At 31.8% G+C, this 22505-nt stretch carries 29 protein-coding genes; 22 read left to right on the top strand and 7 right to left on the bottom strand.

What is annotated here, in order from left to right:
• The first annotated feature begins 295 nt into the window (after positions 1-295).
• The 20 genes from ACFO3N_RS05355 (at position 296) to ACFO3N_RS05445 (ending at position 13747) form a co-directional block, all read left to right on the top strand.
• Positions 296-2911, top strand: a complete 2616-nt coding sequence (locus ACFO3N_RS05355; RefSeq protein ID WP_379795849.1) for an RHS repeat domain-containing protein — start codon at positions 296-298, stop codon at positions 2909-2911.
• On the top strand, positions 2875-3402 hold the full coding sequence (locus tag ACFO3N_RS05360; protein ID WP_379795851.1) for a hypothetical protein: 528 nt from the start codon (positions 2875-2877) through the stop codon (positions 3400-3402). Before ACFO3N_RS05355 ends, ACFO3N_RS05360 begins: the two co-directional genes overlap by 37 nt.
• 76 nt (positions 3403-3478) lie before the next feature.
• Positions 3479-4684, top strand: coding sequence for an RHS repeat domain-containing protein (locus ACFO3N_RS05365; RefSeq protein ID WP_379795853.1), 1206 nt, complete (start codon positions 3479-3481; stop codon positions 4682-4684).
• 10 nt (positions 4685-4694) lie between these two features.
• Positions 4695-5210 carry a hypothetical protein gene (locus ACFO3N_RS05370; RefSeq protein ID WP_379795855.1) on the top strand — a complete coding sequence of 172 codons (516 nt, stop codon included), beginning with the start codon at positions 4695-4697 and terminating at the stop codon, positions 5208-5210.
• Between the two features lie 716 nt (positions 5211-5926).
• Positions 5927-6157, top strand: coding sequence for a hypothetical protein (locus ACFO3N_RS05375; protein ID WP_379795857.1), 231 nt, complete (start codon positions 5927-5929; stop codon positions 6155-6157).
• A gap of 274 nt (positions 6158-6431) precedes the next feature.
• The gene (locus tag ACFO3N_RS05380) at positions 6432-6641 is read left to right on the top strand and encodes a hypothetical protein (RefSeq protein ID WP_379795859.1); all 210 of its coding nucleotides are present in this window, start codon (positions 6432-6434) and stop codon (positions 6639-6641) included.
• Between the two features lie 2 nt (positions 6642-6643).
• On the top strand, positions 6644-6880 hold the full coding sequence (locus ACFO3N_RS05385; protein WP_379795861.1) for a hypothetical protein: 237 nt from the start codon (positions 6644-6646) through the stop codon (positions 6878-6880).
• Between the two features lie 400 nt (positions 6881-7280).
• The gene (locus tag ACFO3N_RS05390; protein WP_379795863.1) at positions 7281-7655 is read left to right on the top strand and encodes a hypothetical protein; all 375 of its coding nucleotides are present in this window, start codon (positions 7281-7283) and stop codon (positions 7653-7655) included.
• A 138-nt stretch (positions 7656-7793) separates the two neighbouring features.
• A complete protein-coding gene (locus ACFO3N_RS05395; protein WP_379795865.1) occupies positions 7794-8003 on the top strand; it encodes a hypothetical protein in 210 nt (69 codons plus the stop codon).
• Positions 8004-8008: 5 nt separating this feature from the next.
• Positions 8009-8497 carry a hypothetical protein gene (locus ACFO3N_RS05400; protein ID WP_379795867.1) on the top strand — a complete coding sequence of 163 codons (489 nt, stop codon included), beginning with the start codon at positions 8009-8011 and terminating at the stop codon, positions 8495-8497.
• 87 nt (positions 8498-8584) lie between these two features.
• Positions 8585-9064 carry a hypothetical protein gene (locus ACFO3N_RS05405; protein WP_379795869.1) on the top strand — a complete coding sequence of 160 codons (480 nt, stop codon included), beginning with the start codon at positions 8585-8587 and terminating at the stop codon, positions 9062-9064.
• A gap of 358 nt (positions 9065-9422) precedes the next feature.
• Positions 9423-9623, top strand: coding sequence for a hypothetical protein (locus ACFO3N_RS05410; RefSeq protein ID WP_379795871.1), 201 nt, complete (start codon positions 9423-9425; stop codon positions 9621-9623).
• 2 nt (positions 9624-9625) lie between these two features.
• A complete protein-coding gene (locus ACFO3N_RS05415; protein ID WP_379795873.1) occupies positions 9626-10027 on the top strand; it encodes a hypothetical protein in 402 nt (133 codons plus the stop codon).
• 169 nt (positions 10028-10196) lie between these two features.
• The gene (locus tag ACFO3N_RS05420; protein ID WP_379795875.1) at positions 10197-10526 is read left to right on the top strand and encodes a hypothetical protein; all 330 of its coding nucleotides are present in this window, start codon (positions 10197-10199) and stop codon (positions 10524-10526) included.
• Between the two features lie 288 nt (positions 10527-10814).
• On the top strand, positions 10815-11123 hold the full coding sequence (locus ACFO3N_RS05425) for a hypothetical protein (protein ID WP_379795877.1): 309 nt from the start codon (positions 10815-10817) through the stop codon (positions 11121-11123).
• 3 nt (positions 11124-11126) lie between these two features.
• On the top strand, positions 11127-11570 hold the full coding sequence (locus tag ACFO3N_RS05430; RefSeq protein ID WP_379795879.1) for a hypothetical protein: 444 nt from the start codon (positions 11127-11129) through the stop codon (positions 11568-11570).
• Positions 11571-11607: 37 nt separating this feature from the next.
• Positions 11608-11814 (top strand): hypothetical protein, encoded by a 207-nt coding sequence (locus ACFO3N_RS05435; RefSeq protein ID WP_379795881.1) that lies wholly within the window; start codon positions 11608-11610, stop codon positions 11812-11814.
• A gap of 131 nt (positions 11815-11945) precedes the next feature.
• Positions 11946-12065, top strand: a complete 120-nt coding sequence (locus ACFO3N_RS25070; RefSeq protein WP_417392809.1) for a transposase-like zinc-binding domain-containing protein — start codon at positions 11946-11948, stop codon at positions 12063-12065.
• A gap of 21 nt (positions 12066-12086) precedes the next feature.
• Entirely contained in the window at positions 12087-12302 is a 216-nt protein-coding gene (locus ACFO3N_RS05440) for an Lrp/AsnC ligand binding domain-containing protein (protein WP_379796462.1), read from the top strand.
• Positions 12303-12400: 98 nt separating this feature from the next.
• Positions 12401-13747 carry a deoxyguanosinetriphosphate triphosphohydrolase gene (locus ACFO3N_RS05445; protein WP_379796464.1) on the top strand — a complete coding sequence of 449 codons (1347 nt, stop codon included), beginning with the start codon at positions 12401-12403 and terminating at the stop codon, positions 13745-13747.
• Between the two features lie 60 nt (positions 13748-13807).
• Here the strand turns inward: ACFO3N_RS05445 and ACFO3N_RS05450 are convergent, their stop codons facing one another.
• From ACFO3N_RS05450 to ACFO3N_RS05480, 7 genes are all read right to left on the bottom strand, one after another.
• Positions 13808-14809, bottom strand: a complete 1002-nt coding sequence (locus ACFO3N_RS05450) for a DUF3078 domain-containing protein (RefSeq protein WP_379795883.1) — start codon at positions 14807-14809, stop codon at positions 13808-13810.
• Positions 14810-14844: 35 nt separating this feature from the next.
• On the bottom strand, positions 14845-16632 hold the full coding sequence (locus ACFO3N_RS05455; RefSeq protein WP_379795885.1) for a 1-deoxy-D-xylulose-5-phosphate synthase: 1788 nt from the start codon (positions 16630-16632) through the stop codon (positions 14845-14847).
• A gap of 51 nt (positions 16633-16683) precedes the next feature.
• The gene (locus ACFO3N_RS05460; protein ID WP_379795887.1) at positions 16684-17325 is read right to left on the bottom strand and encodes an energy transducer TonB; all 642 of its coding nucleotides are present in this window, start codon (positions 17323-17325) and stop codon (positions 16684-16686) included.
• Positions 17325-18143, bottom strand: coding sequence for an energy transducer TonB (locus ACFO3N_RS05465; protein ID WP_379795889.1), 819 nt, complete (start codon positions 18141-18143; stop codon positions 17325-17327). Before ACFO3N_RS05465 ends, ACFO3N_RS05460 begins: the two co-directional genes overlap by 1 nt.
• 80 nt (positions 18144-18223) lie before the next feature.
• Complete coding sequence (locus ACFO3N_RS05470) at positions 18224-19189, bottom strand: energy transducer TonB (protein WP_379795891.1); 966 nt, start codon at positions 19187-19189, stop codon at positions 18224-18226.
• Positions 19190-19285: 96 nt separating this feature from the next.
• The gene (locus ACFO3N_RS05475; protein WP_379795893.1) at positions 19286-20260 is read right to left on the bottom strand and encodes a hypothetical protein; all 975 of its coding nucleotides are present in this window, start codon (positions 20258-20260) and stop codon (positions 19286-19288) included.
• 27 nt (positions 20261-20287) lie between these two features.
• On the bottom strand, positions 20288-21163 hold the full coding sequence (locus ACFO3N_RS05480) for a hypothetical protein (protein ID WP_379795895.1): 876 nt from the start codon (positions 21161-21163) through the stop codon (positions 20288-20290).
• Between the two features lie 139 nt (positions 21164-21302).
• Here ACFO3N_RS05480 and ACFO3N_RS05485 point away from each other — a divergent pair, with 139 nt between their 5' ends.
• The gene (locus ACFO3N_RS05485) at positions 21303-21746 is read left to right on the top strand and encodes a nucleoside deaminase (RefSeq protein WP_095928040.1); all 444 of its coding nucleotides are present in this window, start codon (positions 21303-21305) and stop codon (positions 21744-21746) included.
• Positions 21747-21758: 12 nt separating this feature from the next.
• The gene (locus ACFO3N_RS05490; protein ID WP_379795896.1) at positions 21759-22391 is read left to right on the top strand and encodes a hypothetical protein; all 633 of its coding nucleotides are present in this window, start codon (positions 21759-21761) and stop codon (positions 22389-22391) included.
• Positions 22392-22505 lie beyond the last annotated feature (114 nt).

The raw sequence follows: 22505 nt of genomic DNA on the forward strand, positions 1-22505 counted from the left end.
TTGAGGGTGCTTGATGTTGAATAATAAAGCAATCTTTGAAGCTGTATGCTGTTGAAGAAAGTTCATTGAAAAAACGAAAATGTGATGTCTAGCCCCGATAGAAGCGGTATCCTTTTGTGGCGGGGTTCGCCACAAAAGATATAGCGGATAGCGGGACTGAAGGTGTTTTTGGAAACGAAGATTTTCTGCTTCAAATCATTAAACAATCAAATATGATCTGGCCGACAGAAGAATAGAAGTCATCCAGCCCGATGCAGGAAAAAGCACTTTTAAATTTGATGCCTTAAATAACCTTTTGGAAAGGCAAACCGCCAATCTGGAAGCCAAAAGCAAAAAGATTACCTACGAATACGAGTTTAACCGATTAACGAATATCCATTACCCTGAGAATCCCCAAAACGATGTGCGCTATGTTTTCGGGTCTAAAAACGAAAGCCAGAACCGCAAGGGAAGACTGATTTTGATGGAAGACGCCACAGGGGCACAGGAATTTTCGTATGGCGTTATGGGAGAAATAGAGAGTATAAGAAGAACGGTAATTGTACCTAATTCAGCGATTGCAACTTATGTAACGAGCTGGAAATACGACTCATGGAACCGTCTGCAGGAAATGATTTATCCTGATCAGGAGAAGATTAATTATACGTATAACTCAGGCGGATTACTGCAGGCAGTTGCCGGTAAAAAAGCCTACAGCTATAACTATGTCAACAAAATTGGCTATGACAAATTTGAACAGAGAAGCTATTTAAAATACTGCAACGGAACGGAAACGAAATACAATTACGAGCCGCTGAGAAGAAGGCTTGATAATATGACCGTTGCTTCAGGAACAGGCTATCAGGGCAATAATACCCCTAGAATGTTCATGAACAATAATTACCAGTATGACAAAGTAAGCAATGTCTTGAACGTGACCAACAGCGCAGCGGGCGTAAGCAATAAAATGGGCGGAGCAATGTCTCATAATTACGCCTATGATAATCTGTACCAGCTAATAAGCGCAAACGGAATATACACGGGAGCCGACCAGAAAACAGCCAATTACAGTCTGGAAATGAAATACGATGATCTGCACAATATTGTAAGCAAAACGCAAAACGTAATGCAGAACAAAGTGACAGAAACAGGCATTTTGAAGGCAGGCTATACAATGAACTATAATTATAATAGCACAAACAAACACCAGTTGGACAATGTAACAGAAACCGAATACAGAACCAAAAACACAGACCCGAAAGTCGATAAGAATAAAAACAATAAATATGTTTATGACAAAAACGGGAACATGATTTATGTAAATACCGAAGAAGTCAAAACTGACGGAAAAGTAAATGAAAAAGCCCAAGAGAAGAAATTTATCTGGGATGAAGAAAATCGTTTAGGTGCAGTAGACATAAATGGTTATGTTTCATCGTACACATATGATGCAGGAGGTGAACGAGTAACTAAATTATCTGGCGGAGGACAGGGAATTTTTGTAAACTCTGTGTTCTCAGGCGGTAAAACTTCTACATCAGACTTTACGCTTTATGTAAATCCTTATTTGGTTGCACAAAACGGCGGAAGATATACGAAACACATTTATATTGGTTCTCAGAGAATTGTTTCTAAACTTGGAGATTTTGATTCTTACGGAGCAGACCCGCGAAGAGTTGAAAAAGCAGGAGAATCATTCTCAGGAGTAAAGGTAAATTATGATGCTAAATACAAGAAATCATTAGATGTTGTAAAAGCAAATTATGCAACATTTGAAGTGCCATATTATGGAGTTGATAACAACGATTATGTAAATGGGCTTGGTTTCTGCTGTAATCCTAGTGGAGAATCTGCTTCTGCGAGTTCTTCTAGTACAACAGGGAAACTTATGGCGGGTAAAAATGATAATGCAGAATTACAGCAATTCTACTATCACCCTGATCATTTGGGAAGTTCTTCGTACATTAGTAACCTCGACGGAGAAGTTGTACAGCATGTGGAGTATGTGCCTTTCGGGGAAGTTTTCTTGGAGGAAAAGAACGCGAAGTGGAATACGCCTTATTTATTTACCTCGAAAGAAATTGATCGTGAGACTGGGCTTTACTATTACGGTGCGCGTTATATGGATTCAAAAATGGGAATCTTTATCTCGGTTGATCCTTTAGCTGAGAAATATGCGGGTGTAAGTTCTTATGCTTATGCACTTAATAATCCTGTGAAATTTACTGATCCTACTGGTATGTCACCTGAAAATGACTATGGAATTGATAAAGCAGGAAATATCACTCTTACAAAAACAACGAATGATAAAACAGATCGATTAATTGCAGAAAACGGAGATGTTATTGCTGATAATGTTCGCAAAGGAATATTACAAAATAATACCAATATCAGTCAAAATGGACTAACACTTACAGGAAATAGTGTTCGACTAAATGCAAGTGTAGGTGAATTCATAATGAAGCTTTCATTATATGAACAAAAAGAAATAAGTTGGGGACTTTATAGCAAAGATAATGGTAATGGAATTTTAGTCAATGTTTTACCATATTCTGATAATGAGGTAAATGAGGGAATTAATGCAAGTCAAACCATGTACTATGGAGATAGAACTTATTCTTTGGAGATAGGTAATCACACACATCCAGGTATATGGGGTAGAACCTACGGCGGAAAATGGCTTTTAGAAAAAGGAGGGGGAAGCAGTCCAAGTGATGCAGATTTAAGAAATGCTTCAAAAGCTAAATTAGGGAATTTAATCTGGAATAGATATGGTATCTCCCATTACAATTCAGATGGGATAATTGACAAGCCCTCATATTCAAATGGTTTGATAAGAAATTATTATGACAATAATTCTGTTCTTGATTTAAATTATATCCAAAACACATTAAAATGGAAAAAAAGTTTTTCAACGTCGCCATCTCATTAATTGTTTTTCTGCTGTTTACTAATTGTGAAAAGAAAAGTAACTTAGAAGAGTCAGTGTATTTTGTTGAGAATATCAAGCAAATAGAAGATTCTATTGTTAAACTAAAAACATACAGTGCGGAATTAGTTATTTGCTCATTGAGAAAAACTCCTCATCATGCTATAATTACTTTAGCTATATACGATAAGCCATATCTAGTAGAAACGGGTTATAAGTATAGAGAGATTCAAGGGGTTCATGTTTTGTTTTTAGATCCTAATGAAAAGCTGACTAATCGAGAAATTCCAAAAGAACTTCTAAAAAAAAATATTATAAAATTTGATGGGCAATCATATAATTTTGACCCGCCTTATTATGAATTCATTTTTTGTGAAAATGATTTTAGTTCAATTAAATGCTTTGATAATATTATGATAGATGATATTATGCAAGAATATAGAAAAAAAAGAAAAGCATTTAGTGAAGATATGTTGGGTGAGAAATGTAATTAACCCCGCTGTGCGAAATCTCCCGACTTCGTACCGACAAAGCGAATCGATTAAGAATAGAAAATTAAAACCACGACGTTTGGAAAGAGCAGGAGAATCATTCTCTGGTGTTAAGGTAAATTATGATGCTAAATACAAGAAATCATTAGATGTTGTAAAAGCAAATTATGCAACATTTGAAGTGCCATATTATGGAGTTGATAACAACGATTATGTAAATGGTTTAGGATTTTGTTGTAATCCAGCGATAACTGACGGAAGTAGTTCGTCGAGCTCTACAACTGGAAAAATGACAGCGAAAAATGATAATGCGGAGCTACAACAGTTTTATTATCACCCAGATCATTTGGGAAGTTCTTCGTATATTAGCAACTTAGATGGTGAGGTAGTACAGCATGTGGAGTATGTGCCTTTCGGGGAAATTTTCCTGGAAGAGAAGAATGCGAAATGGAATACGCCTTATTTGTTTACATCTAAGGAGTTGGATAGAGAGACAGGTTTATACTATTTTGGCGCACGTTACCAAGATCCGAAACTGGGAATCTTTATATCCGTTGATCCTCTTGCAGAAAAATACAGAGGTTGTTCTTCATATAGTTATGCTCTTAACAATCCTGTTATATTTACAGATCCTACTGGAATGAGTGCTGAGCCTCCAGTAAATGGATTAAGTTATTTTAGAGATGATACAGGTGAATACTTTTGGAATGATAATAAAAATTCTTACGAACATTATGCAGATCCAAATGGAAGCGGAAGTAATTCATTTCAAGGGTATTACGTTGCTAATAAATTTAGTGATGTAGTTGGTAATTATAATATAATTTTTGATTTGTCTAATACAAATACAAAAGATGAGTTTGATAGAAACCATACAATAACTGCAATTTCGGATGGGGTATATTCTTATCTAAATGCAAGAAGTATTATTGATGGTGTTACAATACAAAATATTAGTGATCCTGATAAATATCCAGGTGTTGAAATATATAGCTCTCCGTATATGAATGGAGCATTAACCGCGGGAAATGTAATTTTTACAAATCCAGGAATGCAAGGAGCGAATACTTTAGACCATGAATATGGTCATTATTTAGATTTTAAGCATCATTTTAAATACAATAAATCAGAATATGCAAAAACAATAGCTGTTCCAAGTTTTTTCAGTGCGTTAACATCTAGTGTTTTCCCCACTTTATATGATCACGAGAGTTCTGATTCCGAAAAAAGAGCCAATAGGCTTGGAGGAGCTTGGAGTAACAATAGAATTCTAAAAACAAGATAAATAATTAAGCATGAAAAAAATAATAGGAATTTTGTTTTTACTTGTTTGTTTTTCTTGTGATCCAATGGATGATAGAATGAGTTTTATGAATAATTCAAATTCAAATGTCCATGTGAGAATGCTTTTTTTGGATCAAGATGAAATAAGTGAAACAATGGTTGGATTGAGAGAAGTGAAAAATAATGAAATACAAATAATAGGGATTTTATATAATTGGGAATCAGAATTTAAAAAAAGGAAATCTGATACTTTATTAAAAGTTATTGTTTATAAAGATTTTAAATTTTTAAAAGATAAATATGAGCAAAGTTCTTTAATTAAAAGTGACAGTCTTTTAGGTGTAGGAGAATATGAATACAGAAGTTATAGTTATAAAGATTTAGAGAGACGAAATTGGAAAATCAATTATCCTAAAGATGGTTTTGAAAAGGGTTTACCTCTCTTTGATGTTAGTGTTCTTGGACATGATCACCCTGCTGGCGCGAGCGTCCCGCTCGTGAAGGCAAAGAGAATCGACAAAGAATAGAAAACCTGATCATTTGGGAAGTTCTTCGTACATTAGCAACTTAGATGGAGAGGTTGTACAGGTAATGTATCAGATTAGGGCATTTATAATAAATATGCTTTTACGAACATTAGAGTAAAGAATGAATATTAATTTTTATAAAAAATGAGACAGCCTTAGGGCTGTCTTTTTTGTTTTTGGAGTTTTAAACGGTTTTAAAATGAGGTTTTTACTCTCGAGTGTTTCAGATTAGGGCATGAAAATAAAAGGTTTTTTTGTCTTATTCTGTTTAAGATTAGGCTTTTGCGGGTGCTTGATATTGAATAATAAAACAATCTTTGAAAGATAGCAGTATAAAAATTGTATAAGTTATATTGGAGCGGGTACGAAGTCGGGAGACTTCGCACAGCGGGGGGCTTCTCGAGGATTAGGATTAGTTCTAGATGTTTCTGTTGGAGCTTCCTATGCGCCTGTTGATAGAAAAGATCCTTTTGGAAAACTAGGAGGGTTTACTACAACGGGAGGTCAAATTGGGCTTGGAATAGAAGGGAGTCCAGCTTCTCTTATAAATATCCAAGCAAATTATCAATATACTCCAGTTGTTAAACCAATTTTTCAATTTTAATCAGATGAAGAAAAAATATAATTTACTTCGTTTAATACCTATCTTAATAGTTTTAGTCTGTTTTTGTTATTTTTATCTTTACAAATTTGCTTACTCAAATAAGCATTACTTTATGGAAAATAAAATAAATGCAAAAATTATTAGGATTTATAATTATGAAAATAAATCATTAGAATTTTATTATGATAAAGATTATTGTGTAACATCTTCTCTTACTAATAGAGATACATTAAAAATTGGAGATTCTATATCAAAAGAATCAAATACAGGAGTATTTAAAGTTTATAGAAAAAATCCATCTGGGAAATATCAGTTTTATAAAAAATATGATGAAGAGTGGTAATGTATCAGATTAGGGCATTTTCAAGAAATACGCTTTTAAGAGTATTAGAATAAAGAATAAGAATTAATTTTTATAAAAAACTAGACAGCCTTCGGGCTGTCTTTTTTGTTTTTGGAGTTTTAAACGGTTTTAAAATGAGGTTTTTACTCTCGAGTGTTTCAGATTAGGGTATGAAAATAAAAGGTTTTTTTGTCTTATTCTGTTTAAAATTAGGCTTTTGTGGGTGCTTGATATTGAATAATAAAACAATCTTTGAAAGATAGCAGTATAAAAGTTGTATAAGTTATATTGGAGCGGGTACGAAGTCGAGAGACTTCGCACAGCGGGGAAATTAACTAATGAACTTGGATGGCGAGGAGTAAAAGATTTAATGAAGGCTTTTGGCAAAGAGCATAAAGCTACAGAGGTTATTATTGAGGGAGCAAAGCGAACTACTGGTGCTAACCTAGGAAAAATAACTAAATTATCAATAAAGATTGATTAAATATGGCAAAAATTATTTTTGAAGGATGGGAACATGGAATGCAGAAAATTCCATTTATAAAATTATTAAATCTAACTGCTGCACTTTCGTTGAAAGAATCTAAAAAAAATAAAGATCTAATTGTTGATGGGGAGATTGTAACAATAAATCTGATGTCTGATGATTTGGCAAACGAAATTATTAAACAAGCTAGACAATTAGGCGTTAAATGTAAACTTGATAATGATGATAACGGGTAATGTATCAGATTAAGTAATACATGAAACAATAAAAAAATAAGACTAGAAAAATTAACCCGAGGGCTCGGATCTATAGACAACGATAGCGCGGAAATTCTTTCCGTGCCCCCGCTCTTCGAAGAGTTCTATAAGTTGTTTTGATCGCTGTGCGAAGTCTCCCGACTTCGTACGGACAAAGCCAATCGACAAAGAATAGAAAAATTAAATCTCGCAGAAATGGGAGGTTTTTTTTATGTCTTATTCTGTTATAAATGAAACGTCTAGAGGTGTTTAATAATAAATAATAAAGCAATCTTTGAAAGATAGCAGTATAAAAGTTGTATAAGTTATATTGGAGGGGGTAAACCTATTTCTGGAGCAGAATTGTTGAAGAATGCAAAAGAAATAAAATAAAAACACTATGGTTAATTTAATTGAATTTATCTTACACATATTAGGTAGGCCTAAAATGTATCATATCCAAAAAATAGAAGATTTTTATTATTTTATGAATGGATATATTGCTGGAAAAGAAAATGAAATGTATTATTGTTTTTTTGACTCTTTTTCAAAATATTTAGCTTCGGAATATCAATTTAAAAAAGACATTCCCTATAGTTTGATGATACGATCGATGACTATTTATGATGAAGAAACAATAAGTATTTTAAAAAGAGAAATAGAAAGTTTCTTAGTAAGTAGTTTTGTTGAATCAGTTTTAGAAAGTAAAACGGATGATAAAATTAAGATAGAAAAAAAAGTTATTGGGGAATGTATCAGATTAGGGTATAGATAAAAGAATAAAATTTAAGAATAGAAAAATTAACCTCGCAGAAATGCGAGGTTTTTTATGTCTTATTCTGTTATAAATGAAACGTCTAGAGGTGTTTAATAATAAATAATAAAGCAATCTTTGAAAGATAGCAGTATAAAATTGTATAAGTTATATTGGAGCGGGGTTAGCTGTGGTATTTTGAATGGATCATTATTTGCTGCAGCTGATGGATCTTATTATGGAATTTCAGCTGGATTTGGCAAATCTAAGGAGGTTTTTGGAGGAAAAAGAGACAATAAAAGTTTTGAATTATCAGGGGCTAAATTAATAGAAAGGTTGTCTATCCTTCCTGGTCCTAAAAAAGATTAATAATTATGAATAAAGTTTATATATTTTGTCTGTTCTATTTCTTAATAAGCTGTAACAGTACACGAGACGGGATTAATAAAAAAGTGTTAGATTCTGTATGTGAGATACATGTTCAAAATAGGACTCCAGATAGTTTTGGAGGAGTTAAGGAATATAGAATTAAAGATAAAAAAGAAATAGTTTCTCTTTGTAATGAATTGTTATCCTTGAAGCAAGAAAACGATCTGCAAACAAGACCTTATGATGGAACTATTGTTATAGAATTTATGAGAAAAGATCAATATGGAGTTGGTGAGTATATTAACATTCTTTCAACAGGTATTATTCTTAAGCCTAATAGCGAATATTATATAACATATTCCAGAGGACAATATGTCTCAGATCATTTTTTGGCTAGGATTTTAAAATATTTAGAAATAGATGAAAGTAAAGTTTCTGCACTAGATGCTTACAGGAAATCTAAAAATCTTAAGGAGGATAATGTGCCAAATTAGGTTTTAAATCCCGATAGCTCGGTTATGCGTAACAATAATCATCAATAATTAGAGCTACTTATAACAACCTTAAACCCTGAATAAATTATGTTTAAATATAAATCTAGTCCAATTGTAATAGTTGTTCTTTTAGTTTTATCCTCTATATTTTTTGCTATTTATTATAAGATAAGTAAAATAGAAATTGAAAAAGACAACAAATTACTTACAAATGATATTGTTTTTTCGGGTATAATAACTGATCTAAAGGTATCAAAAAATCATGCTTTTGGTATTCTGCAATTAAAAATAATTAAAACCAATAATTATTCATTTAAACCATATTTGGAGGGAGAGCTTTATCCATATGCTATTAAAGATTCTGTAGCTGAAATCTATAATTATATTCCATTATCAATTAAGAAAGGATATAAGGTTCAAATAAACTCTAATAAAAAGACAATTACATTCTATGACGGAGATAAAATTAAATATCAATGGGAGATTTATATTGTGTCAGAAGAAAGAGATATTGACTTTGTGAAAAAAAATACAATATTTGATGATGTAGGTAATGTATCAGATTAGGTCATTTTCAAGAAATATGCTTTTAAGAACATTTAAATAAAGGATAAATATTAATTTTTATAAAAAATGAGACAGTCTTAGGGCTGTCTTTTTTGTTTTTGGAGTTTCAAACGGTTTTAAAATGAGGTTTTTACTCTGGAGTGTTTCAGATTAGAGCATAAAAATAAAAGTTTTTTATCTTATTCTGTTTAAGATTAGGCTTTTGTGGGTGCTTGATATTGAATAATAAAACAATCTTTGAAAGATAGCAGTATAAAAGTTGTATAAGTTATATTGGAGCGGGTACGAAGTCGGGAGACTTCGCACAGCGGGATTTTAAAAATGCAACAGAATTAGTTTATTTAGAAGCTGGAGAAGTATGGAAATATGGCATTACAAAAATCCATTCACAAGATACACTCAAAAATATTTGAAAAATATGGGAGAATTTGGATTAAAATATGAAACATTATTTGAAAGCACTGTACGAACAGAATCTGCGACAGTAGAAAGAATGTTGCTTGAACAATATGAAGCAATACATGGCGTATTGCCTGCTGGAAATAAAGTAAGATTTTAAATATGAGATTTAATATTGTATCTGATACAAATTATGAGACTAAAGTTAGTGATCACGTGACAACTCAATTTTCTGCAAGAGAACTTGAAGACTGGTTACATTTTAAAAATTACGGGAATGATCTATTAACAATTGGAGTTGTGCTAATGTGTAGAAATCCAGAGCACAATTTTAAGCAACGTATCCGCATGGATAGAAAAGATAAGGCTTTGTATATTGATTTAATGCTGGATTATAATTATTTTGTTTCTGATATAACTCAAGAAGATAGAATAAAAGTTGTAGCCAATAAAATGATGGACGAAATACCGCCAATCATAAAAAAATACAAACTGAAAGATTTTGACGTAGATTTATTTATGCAGGATTTAAAAAAATACTTAAAAAAAATAAAGTGGCTATAAAATATTAAGCATAGAAAAGAGAAACCTCGCATTTCCGAATGGTGCTCCAAAAGCGGATTATATAAACGGTTTAGGAGGATATGATACAAAAGCACGTAGATTCGTTTCTGGACAGGAACTATACGATAGTGCTAAAAAAAATAGATTAATTTTTTAAGAAATTGATAAAATGGAAAGCGATTTAAAAACAGAAAACATCGAATTAGTTCAACTTGTTGCAAAAAGACCAGCAATGTTTTCAATTCAAAATGTAGAATCTTTCTTTGTTTTTTTTAAAGGATATTCAATTGGTAAAAGTGATTCAATAGTTATTGACTTTTTTGATTCATTTGGTAATTTTATTCATAAAAAACATCCTGAGAAGTGCTTAAGAAATATTGATAGCGAGAGAATCATTAGACTTTATAGTGCTAATGACTCTCATTCTTTAGAGTATTTGCGTTTTTTGATAGAAGAGTTTATAAGTGAAAGTGATGTGTACGAGATTAAGGAATATTAATTTAAAACAGGGTAATGTATCAGATTAGGGTATTTTCAAGAAATATGCTTTTGAAAGTATTAGAGTAAAGAAAAAATATTAATTTTTATAAAAAACTAGACAGCCTTCGGGCTGTCTTTTTTGTTTTTGGAGTTTCAAACGGTTTTAAAATAAGGTTTTTACTCTCGAGTGTTTCAGATTAGGGCATGAAAATAAAAGGTTTTTTGTCTTATTCTGTTTAAGATTAGGCTTTTGTGGGTGCTTGATATTGAATAATAAAACAATCTTTGAAAGATAGCAGTATAAAAGTTGTATAAGTTATATTGGAGCGGGGCCGAAGTCGGGAGACTTCGCACAGCGGGCTCTCTGTTAGAGTATGCAAAAAATATATTGCATGGAGATTGGCATGATGGAAAATATTCAACTAAAGAACCAGCGGCAGATGTAGGTGAAGACAGGTTTAATAAATTCAATAAATTTATTAATCAAAATTATGGTAAGGATCGATTAAAAATTTTGTTTGAAAATAAAAATAATAGTCAAGCAGATATAATAAATAAGGTTGATCAATGGTGGGATGCTTATCAAAATAATAAGTTTAACAATAGTGTTTTTTAAATCATGAAACATATTTGCTATAAATATATTTTTATATTAATGATTATCTTTTTGTTGACTTCTTGTAAAAGAACGCATCATGAGTTTTATTTTGATATAAAAAATCAAAAGATGGTATGTTGTGATAATTCACCAATATATCAATTAACGATAGATAATGATTCAACTACAGTAGATAACTTTCCTTATGAAGGAGGAATGGTTTTAGTTTGGGAAGGAGATAGAAGTATTGCTCCACTAGAATTTTCATTTAATAATATACCTGCTTTGTATTGTTTTTCTAAGGGAAAATCAGCTAAAAATTTTAAATTTAAACCTAGCTGTAAATATTACATTAAAAAATACGGAGGAGGAAATCCTTCTTTTAAAATAAAAGTTTGGACAGACTCGAATGGTAAAGTTTATAAAACAACTCATCCTTCATGTAGTTTAAAAACTTTAGAGTAATGTATCAGATTTTAGAGGAATTTGTAAAATGAAAGAAATGAAAATAATAATTACGGACGATATTGATAAAGACAATTTGATAGCTGAGATATGGTTTAAAGATCAAATCATAGCTGAAATAAATTCAGAAAAATTGCGACTTGAAATAGAGTTTAATGATATAAAAGGATTACAATTGGATTTAGAAGATCTATTAGAAGCTATTAATATTTCAAAATCTAAACTTGGTAATGTATCAGATTAGGGTAATTTAAATAAAGAATAAATATTAATTTTTGTAAAAAATGAGGCAACCTTAGGGTTGCCTTTCTTATTTTTTAAGCATTTTGCTACTGAAAAATAAGGTGAAATTGATTAAGTGTATCAAATTAGGGCATGGATGTAGAGTGTAGATTTTGCGGAGGAAAATGTAATAAAAATGGTGGTCAGTCTAACGGAATTCAGCATTATAAATGCAAGGTTTGCAAAAAGAAACAACAATTGAATCATAACTAACATTCGGCCTCATTTGTTGACATAAAAAATAAAAATTATTTAAAAGTATTAAGTCAACTTATAGAATGTTACAATATTGGTGGCGATTGCGGTTTTATGCTCAAGATCTTGGTGCAAGATATGGCTAGTTATCAGGATTTTGTAATGAATAAGCTGTCAACGATTGAAAACATTGGAAACACGAACAGTATTTTTGTAATGGTAGAAATCAAACATAGCACCGCTTTAGAATTTTAAAGCAGAAGAAAATCCTAAAATAAAACGTATTTTTGAAATCTAAAATCATCAATTTAGATCAAAAATCTAAAATCGTTAATCTACAATCTAAAATTAAAATGAACTGGGAACAACTTTTATCATTAAAACGTCAGGGAGATACAAGCAAAAGATTACGTGTAGAACAAGATGATACTCGTTTAGGATTTGAAGTCGATTACGACCGAATTATATTCTCTGCCGCTTTTAGAAGTTTGCAAGATAAGACACAAGTTATTCCGCTTTCTAAAACCGATTTCGTACACACGCGTTTAACGCATAGTTTGGAAGTTTCTGTTGTAGGGCGTTCACTTGGGCGTTTGGTTGGAAAAAAAATCATTGAAAAATACCCTTATTTAAAAGAAGTTCATGGGTATCATATGAACGATTTTGGTGCAATTGTGGCTGCGGCTTCTTTAGCGCACGATATCGGAAACCCACCTTTTGGGCATTCTGGCGAAAAAGCAATTGGCGAATATTTTGCTATCGGAAATGGGCAGAAATATAGAAATCAGCTAACAGATAAGCAATGGCAAGATTTAATTGATTTTGAAGGAAATGCAAACGGATTTTCAGTTCTAACCGCAAGCCGGCCTGGAATTGAAGGCGGACTTCGTATTTCGTATGCTACTTTGGGGGCTTTTATGAAATATCCGAAAGAGAGTCTTCCGAAAAAGCCGACCAATAATATTGCCGATAAGAAATACGGTTTCTTTCAAACAGATAAATTATTCTTTGAAGAAGTTGCCAAAGATATGGGAATGATTGCCAATAAATCTGGAGACGATATTGGTTTTGAAAGACATCCTTTAGCATATTTAGTTGAAGCTGCAGATGATATTTGCTATACGATTATTGATTTTGAAGACGGAATTAATTTAGGGTTGGTTTCTGAAGATTTTGCTTTAGAATATCTGATTAATCTTGTAAAAGATAATATTGGGGTTTCTAAATACAAATCGTTAACTACAAAAGAAGATCGTATCAGTTATTTGAGAGCTTTGGCAATTGGAACTTTAATCAATGATGCTGTAAATGTTTTTGTTGAAAATGAAGAAGCAATTATGGCGGGAAATTTTCCGTATGCTTTAACAGATAAAAGCAAATACAAAGCACAGATGAATGATATTATCAAACTGAGTGTTGAAAAAATATACCAAAGCAGAGAAGTAATTGAAAAAGAGATTGTAGGTTACCAAATTATTCAAACGCTGTTGGATAAATTTATTACAGCATTTAATAATAAATATGACGGAACTGCCTCAAATTACGATAAGTTGATTTTGAAAATGCTTCCAGAAAAACATCATTTAGAGAAAACCAATTTATATGAGCGCCTATTGCATATTTGCCATTATGTTTCGCTCTTAACAGACGGAAATGCGCTTGAACTCTATGAAATGATTCAAGGACAAAAAAAGCGTTAAATAAAAAAGCTTCTTTCAGAAATATTCTAAAAGAAGCTTTTTTTATTTTTATTGATTTCTTTATTTGAAAGCATAAACCAAACCAACACCAAGTACTTGTTTTAACTGCATTCTTGGACCTTCAGTAACTTGACTTTTTGTTCCTGTGGCTGGATCAATAACGTCTTTTTTGTTTTTAATGTCATCATCGTAAATTAAATGAACGCCAATGTTTGCTTTGACATAAGCATTTACAACCAAATCTAGACGTGTATCATAATCAATGTCGACATTTCCGAATCGATTTAAATAGTCAGTATATAAGGAAAGTCTGTTTTCGTAAAAAACATTTTTATAGATTTCGTTTTTCATGTAGGCAGTAAAAAGGATACCAAATTCGGCTTTTACCTTTTGCCCTTCTTCAATTAAAATTTGTTGTGTAGGATCTAAAGGATCTGGCGCATAAATGGCTTTTTTAACACCAAAAGAACCTTGGTTTGCCAAATTTTGATCTAATACCAATGTGGTCTTTAAAGTAATTGGTGAGAAATAAAATGTTCTATTTTTCTCTTTATTTGAATTCTCTGCTCCGGCTCCTAGAAAGACATATGCAGGTGCAAAAGGTCTAGAAATAGGAACATCTCGATTAGGATAATTGTAACCGTTGGTAAACTGCGTATTGAAGTTAAACTTTGCTGAGTAGTACCAATTTGAAGCAGTGTCTTTTCTAAAACCGTAAGTAGAGTTCAATTGAATCGCATCATCTGTTTTTCGCGTTTCAATATCTTCTTGTTTGTTTAGACCATATTTCATAATAAGTTCGTTGAACCATTTATGATTTCCTTTCAAATAAGTTCTAGAGAATTCTCCTTTAAATAATCCAGAGATAGAACTTGTTCCCCCCGCGCTCCAGTTTACAAAAGCTATTTGTGAAAGGTCAAAACCAAGTTGATTTTTTTCTGTCCAGTTTGAAGGTGGTTTAGGTGCTTGATTGGGGCTTAGAGTCGTTTGTATAATCTGGGCAAAGTTATTAGAAGTACACAAAAGCAATAATAGCAAAAGGGTAGAACGCAATAATTTCATTATAGGTAATTTTTGTTTTTGGTGTCGCAAAATAATTATTTTGAACCGTTAGAAAAAAGGTTTATTAAATTTTTAACGTCAATTTTACACAATTGTTGTAATTGATTTACTGTTCCATGCTCAATAAATTGATCTGGAACACCCAAAATTTCAATTGAATTTTTAAAATTATTGGATGCTGCAAACTCTAAAACAGCACTTCCAAAACCACCATTTTTAACTCCATCTTCGATTGTAATAATCCTCTCAAAAGTTGAAAAAATAGTTTTTAAGGTGTTGATGTCTAATGGTTTAATGAAATTGAAGTTATAATGCGCAATTTCGTCAGAATGGGTTGATTCTTTGAGTGCTTCTATAACATTATTTCCAATTGTTCCAGTCGACAGTACCGCAACTTTTGTACCATCTTTTAAACATTTTGCTTCGCCTAAATTTATTTTTTTGTAATGTCCGAAATTTTCTACTTCCCAATTTGGCAGTACGCCTCGACCTCTTGGATATCGAATTGCAATTGGATGATCTAATCCTAATTGCGCAGTATACAAAATGTTTTGAAGTTCAATTTCGTTTAAAGGCGCACAGATAATCATATTCGGAATCGAACGCAGATATGCAATATCAAAAACACCATGATGCGTTGCTCCATCTTCGCCAACTAAACCTGCTCTGTCCAAACAAAAAATAACAGGAAGGTTTTGCAGCGCCACATCATGAATTACTTGGTCGTACGCACGCTGTAAAAAAGTCGAATAAATATTGCAGTAAACAATCATGCCTTGTGTTGCCATACCAGCCGCCAATGTAACAGCATGCTGCTCGGCAATTCCCACATCAAAGGCGCGATCTGGCAATTCGTCCATCATAAATTTTAATGAACTTCCAGATGGCATTGCAGGAGTAATTCCGATTATTTTTTCATTCTTTTTAGCTAAATCTAAAATGGTTAAGCCAAAAACATCTTGATATTTTGGAGGAAGATTTTCTTCCGATTTTAAATGGATTTCGCCAGTAGAAGCATCAAATTTTCCAGGAGCGTGATATTCTACCTGATTTTCTTCGGCCTGAAGCAAACCTTTTCCTTTAGTTGTAACAATATGCAGGAATTTAGGTCCTTTAATCTTTTTTAAACGTTTTAATTCTTTGATTAATTTCGGAAGATCGTGACCGTCTATTGGACCAGAGTAATCAAAATTCAAAGATTTAATAATGTTATTTTGACGCGGATTTTTTCCGTTTTTAACCGAAGTAAGATATTGTTTTAAAGCACCAACACTGGGATCAATTCCGATTGCATTGTCGTTTAAAATTACGAGAATATTTGCATCAGTAACTCCAGCATGATTAAGTCCTTCAAACGCCATTCCGCTGGCAATAGAAGCATCTCCAATTACAGCAATATGTTCTTTGTCAAAGTCACCTTTTAGCTTAGAAGCAATCGCCATTCCTAAAGCTGCAGAAATCGAAGTGGAAGAATGGCCAACGCCAAAAGTATCGTAAACGCTTTCGCTTCTTTTAGGGAAACCAGAAATACCTTCTATTTGCCTATTGGTATGAAAGTTTTCTCTTCTTTCGGTCAATATTTTGTGTCCATAAGCTTGATGTCCAACATCCCAAACCAATAAATCATCAGGTGTATTAAAAACATAATGCAAAGCAATTGTAAGCTCTACAACGCCCAGGCTTGCTCCCAAATGCCCTTCTTTTACAGAAACGATATCAATAATAAATTGACGAAGTTCTTGAGCAACCTGAGTAAGCTGTTCTTCTTTTAAAAGACGTAAATCGGCCGGATTGTATATGTTCGAAAGTAAATCGCTTTTCATTGTATGGTAAAAAGCAAATTTACGGTTTTAAATTTAATTTCTCTGTGGGTATTATTTTAGAAGAATAGGTACAGAATATTGCATTCTGACTTTTTTTCCGTTTGATTCACCTGGCTGCCATTTAGGACATAAGTTTAAAACTCTTATAATTTCTTTTTCTAAAGGCTCTTCAACAGCTGGCGAACATTCAAGAAACGAAACACTTCCGTTTTTTTCTATCGCAAAGGCAAGTGTAAAATTGAGTTTCCAGTAATTTACATCTTCTGGTTTTTTATATTCTTTCATGAAGAAAGTATGAAATTGATCAATGCCACCGGGAAATTCGGCGTTTGTATTTGAAAGAGGTTTTAGAGTTGAAGAAGAAGCATCTTCTTTTTTTGCTTTATCAGATTTTGAAGATTTGTTATCATCCACTTCTCTAGAGGCTATTGTTGTCGTTTTTTTTATTTTAAGCTGCTCAATTTTTGATAAATCTGACGGCGCTTGATATGTTTTTTTTGTACTAATTGCAGTTGCATCTAAAGCTTCTGGTTTTGCTGTCAAAGTATCTTCAATAACTTCAATATTTTTAATTTCTTGCTGTTTGTCTTCTTTGTTTTGACAACCGAAAAAAACTACAGCCATAACTACATGCAACGTTGGCAAAAACGATTTGCGATTTATATAAGTAGTTATTTTATGTTTTACTTTCATTATTTAAATGTAATTGGCAAAATGAAAGTTGATCGAACAAACTGATTGTTTGTTTTTCCAGGAATCCATTTTGGGCCAGATTCTAATACTTTAATAACTTTTGCTTCATTTTCTGACGACTTGTTTTTAGTTACTCTAAAATTGCTTAAAGTGCCATCTCTTTCTACAACAAATAAAACGGACATTTCTCCTTCTTTTGAAGCATTATAATTTTTTGCAAAATAAGAATAGAATTTTTTCATTCCGTTTTTTGGAGCGGGTAGAATATCCAAATCAACGGCATTATATATAATACTATATTTAAAATGTAGTCTCTCATTTTCACTAGCTATAGGAGGAAGTACCGCTCCCATTGTGATTCTTTCTCTTGGCGTTTTTGTTTTTTCTTTTTTAGATTCAATCTCATGTCCATAGCAGGAGGAAACATCTTCATCTTGATTTTGTGTGCTATTGTCAACAATTTCAATCTGATCAATTTTTTGCTTGTTCCCTTCTTTATCTGCACAGCTAAACAAAGTGGTTCCCATGGCAATAAACAAAGCAAGTAGAAACATTTTATGATAGTTGGTCTGAGAATATAAAACGCGATTAGGAATTTGAATCGTAATGGTATCTAACTGTGATTGCTTAAATCTTCCGCAAATTTTATCATTTTGATTTTGAATGAAATAATGCTGAATTTCTTCTGGAAGCATAGAACTAAAATCTATAACCGTTTTAGAACAGCTCAGACAAAAACGGCCATTTTCAGTTGGCGTCATTTTGTTCCAGTCTTCATGACATGGTTCTGGTATTGTTATTTTTCCTTTTCTTTCCATTTCTAAATTCAGAGAATTAAATGTAATAAATAATAAGCACAAGCAATTTTTTTATAGAAAAATCTCTTAAAGTTAGTCTTTTATGGTTGTAAACTTAATTCGGTTTGTTCTTGACTATCACCAGTTTTAACAATTTGCATGGTCGTAATTTTTGAAAACTTTCTCTTTCTTTTTTTCGGATTTAAAGTGTCGAGTTCCAATGTGATGGGTAGATTGTAAAAAGTTCTAACTTTCCTTCCTTGGATTTCGCCTGGAGTCCATTTTATAGATTTTTGCAAAACCCGAATCGCTTCTTCTCCAGTTCCAAAACCAAGATCTTCAATAGTTTTTATTTCATTTAAACTTCCGTCTTTTTCAATAACAAAAGACATTTTGATTACTCCGGTAGATTTTTTTAACTCTTTGGGTATTTTAAATTCAGATTTAAAAGCTTCGTAAAATACATCTTTCCCTCCAGGATAATCAGGTATAACATCAATTGCTACACTTCCATAGACGGTATTGTCTTCATAAATATCCTCATTGGGTAGCGTTTCTGCGCATTCTGTTTTTACTAAAGAAAGGTATTTTTTGTTTTTTAGAGTAGAAGCCTTTTTATATTTTGTTTTGCTAACGGTTGTTGGTTTAGTAGCAGATACTTCCTGCTCTTTGTTGGATTCAGTTTTTGGAGAAAGAGAATTTTCAATTATTTCAATTTTCTCGATTTTTTGTTTGTTTCCTTCTTTATTCTGACAGCTAAACAAAGTAGTTCCCATGGCAATAAATAAAGCCAGTAAAAACATTTTATGAAAATGCGTTTGCGTATAAAGAACCTTACTCGGAATTTGGATTGTTATCGAATCAAGTTGAGATTTTTTAAATCTGCCACACATTTTATGGCCTTGATTTGTAATAATATATTGCTGAATTTCTTCTGGAGACATCAAGGTAAAATCAACAACAGTTTTTGAACAGCTCATGCAGAAACGACCATTTTTATTTGGCGTCATTTTGTTCCAGTCTTCAGAGCATGGTTCAGGAATGCTGATTTTGTAATTTCTTTCCATTGTTGAATTTCATAAAATAAATGTAATATAAAAAAATAACAAAAATCTATTTTATGAAAAACTCTGTTATATATGATAATATATAAATTGAGAATCTTAATTGTCAATAAATAAAATATTGAAAGTATAATCAGTTTGTATGTTTGTACAATTCAACCTACCCGGAATCCATTTAGGAGATAATTTTAAGATTCTGATGATTTCATTTTTAACAGTTTCATCAATATTTTCCTCTGATTCAATATAAGTTAAAGAGCCATTAGGTTCTATTATCATCGAGATATCAATTACATCGTCCATTTTTATGTTTTTAGGGATTTTAAATTCATTAGCAAAAAAAATAAAAAACTGTTTCATGCCACCTGGAAAATGAGGTTTTATCTCACGCGAAAATTGCTTGTTTATGATTTCTTTTTCAGAATAATCCTTTACAAAAACATCTTGTGAGCAAGATCTATTGAGTGATTCTGACATAAACCACATTCTTTTATTTTTGTATTTACGTAATGGAAATATTGTATAAAAGTCATCCCGATAGTTGATTTTTACAGGAAATTTTGAATGATCACTATATTTTTTAAAAATAGCAAGAGAATCTTCACATGTTTTTGGTGGTTTTATTTTTTGTACTTCAGTGTTATTTTTTAAATTTTGAGAAGGAATTACCATTCCAATAATTTGAAGATTTAGAAAGTCAAAATCAGCTTTGGTAAGTTCAACCTTTTCAATTTTTTGCTTGTCTCCATTTAAATTGGCGCAGCTAAATAGGGTAGATCCCATTGCGATAAACAGAGCCAGCAAAAACATTTTATGATATTGAGTTTGTGAAAATAGAACTTGACTTGGAATTTTAATGCTAACAGAATCTAACTGCGATGTATTCAGTCTTCCGCAAATTTTTTGATTCTTATTTGTATTAAAAAAATGCTGAATTTCGTCTGGTAACTTATTTGTAAAATCAATTACAGATTTATTGCAAACCTGACAAAATTTTCCGGTTGCATCTGGCGTCATTTTATCCCAGTTTTCATGGCAGGGTTCCGGGATTGTAATTTTAAATTTTGATTTCATGAATTGTAGTAGTTCAAATTGTATTAACTATTTACCAGTATTTATTTCGTTATACACTGAAACTCTAAAACCATCCCCTCTCATTCTTTTATTTATGCCATTAGATTTTCCAGGAATCCATTTAGGAGATTTTTTTAAAACCCGTATAATTTCTTTTTGTATACTTAAAGAAATATCATCGTATCCAATATAAGTTAATGAACCATTTTTTTCTACCGTAAACGAGATGAATTTGTAATCTAACTCTGAGTTTACAGGTAACTTAAACTCACTTGCAAAAAAAGCATAAAATGATTTTATACCTGTAGGAAAATAGGGTTTGGTTTCTGTCTTTTCTTCTTCCTCTTTAGTGAAAATTGTTTTTACATATTGCTTTTGAGATGAAAATGACTCAAATACTATTTTTTTGTTTTTATTTTTAGACAGCGGAAAACGATCATAAATAGACTCAATAGGTCCCATAGTTATTGAACTATAATCTGTAATTTTTGTGATGCTATTTGTAGCTTTAGGATATTCTTCAGATTGATTTTTCTCTTCTATTTCTAACTGAGCAGATTGATTTGAATTTAGTGTTCCTCCCGAACTACTTTGAGAATGCATATTATTTCCTATAAGCAAAGACAAAGCCAGTAAAAAAGTTTTATGATAATTGGTGTTTGGATATAAAATACTTGGAATTTTAATGCTTACAAGATCTAACTGTGAAGTTTTCAATCTTCCGCAAATTTTTTGGCCTTGATTATTCTCAAAGAAATGCTGAATTTCTTCTGGTAATTTGTTTGTAAAATCTATTACAGATTTATTGCATACAAGACAGAATCTTCCAGTTGCATCTGGCGTCATTTTATCCCAGTTTTTATGGCAAAGTTCCAGAATCCTAATTTTGAAATTTGATTTCATAAGTTATTATTTTACATTAAAGTGCAAGATAATATTGATAAGTTATTTCTTATTTTTTAGATTGTTAATTTTCTATAATTAACATTTTTCAAGCCAAAAAGTGCCATATAAATACAGTTAAAATCCTATTTTTGCAATTATGATAAATCCTTTTACAGACGAATATTTTATGAAAAAAGCTTTGCAGGAAGCAGAAATAGCTTTTGAAAGAGGCGAAATTCCTGTTGGCGCTGTAATTGTCGTTGCAGATAAAGTAATTGCAAGCAGTCATAATTTAACCGAATTATTAAATGATGTTACAGCTCATGCTGAAATGCAATCTATCACAGCAGCAGCAAACTTCCTAGGCGGAAAATACTTAAAAGACTGTACGCTTTATGTCACTCTCGAACCTTGCCAAATGTGTGCAGGAGCTTTGTACTGGAGCCAGATTTCTAAAATTGTTTTTGGCGCAAGAGACGAACAACGTGGTTTTATCAATATGGGAACAAAATTGCATCCTAAAACGACTGTCGTTTCTGGCGTAATGGCAAATGAAGCTGCAGATTTGATGAAACGATTCTTTCTGGAAAGACGTAAATAATTTCAATATACCATGACAGATTTTTCAGTAATAAAAAAACTATTTCATATCACAGAATCAAATGGTTTTGCAAATGATGAAATTCAGGTTGTAAAAGATATTTATGGGGATATTCCTGCAGTTTTTGTTGATTACTATACTGAATTGGGGAAAATTCAAAATTTAAATCAGACCCAAGATTTATTGATTGTTCCAAAACGTTTTCAATATTTTAAGCATAATGATTATTTGATTTTTTATTATGAAAATCAACGTGCTTGTGTTTGGGGAATTCATAAAGACGATTTGTCAAAAACGAATCCGCCAGTCTATATGAGTTATGATGAAAAGGAATGGAATTTGGAAACAGAGACCTTGACAGACTTTTTTACTGCAATGGCTTTTCTTCAGGCTGGTTTTGCGCTAGAATTTCCCAGCAATACATTTTATGAAATAGAGCCGAACGATCTAGATTTTATTATCAAAAATTACTCAGACAAAGACGTATCATTTAAGCAATGGCTTGAAGGAATACAATTTTACGGAAACCATGATGATGAGGTTATTATAATTACAGGTGGTAATCAAATGTTTTATTCCTCAAACACAGAAAATCATTTTTTGGAAATGGATAAAGTTTTATCAAAATTAGGTTCTGAGCTTTGAGGGCAATGATAAAACTTCAACAAAAGTTAAATAATCATATTAGAGAATTTTCTTCTTAAAAGATTCAGAAAATATTTTACTTTTATAATAATTTAATTGCGTTTTTGCTGTTAC

The sequence above is a fragment of the Flavobacterium chungangensis genome (assembly GCF_042654045.1).
GTDB lineage: Bacteria > Bacteroidota > Bacteroidia > Flavobacteriales > Flavobacteriaceae > Flavobacterium > Flavobacterium chungangensis.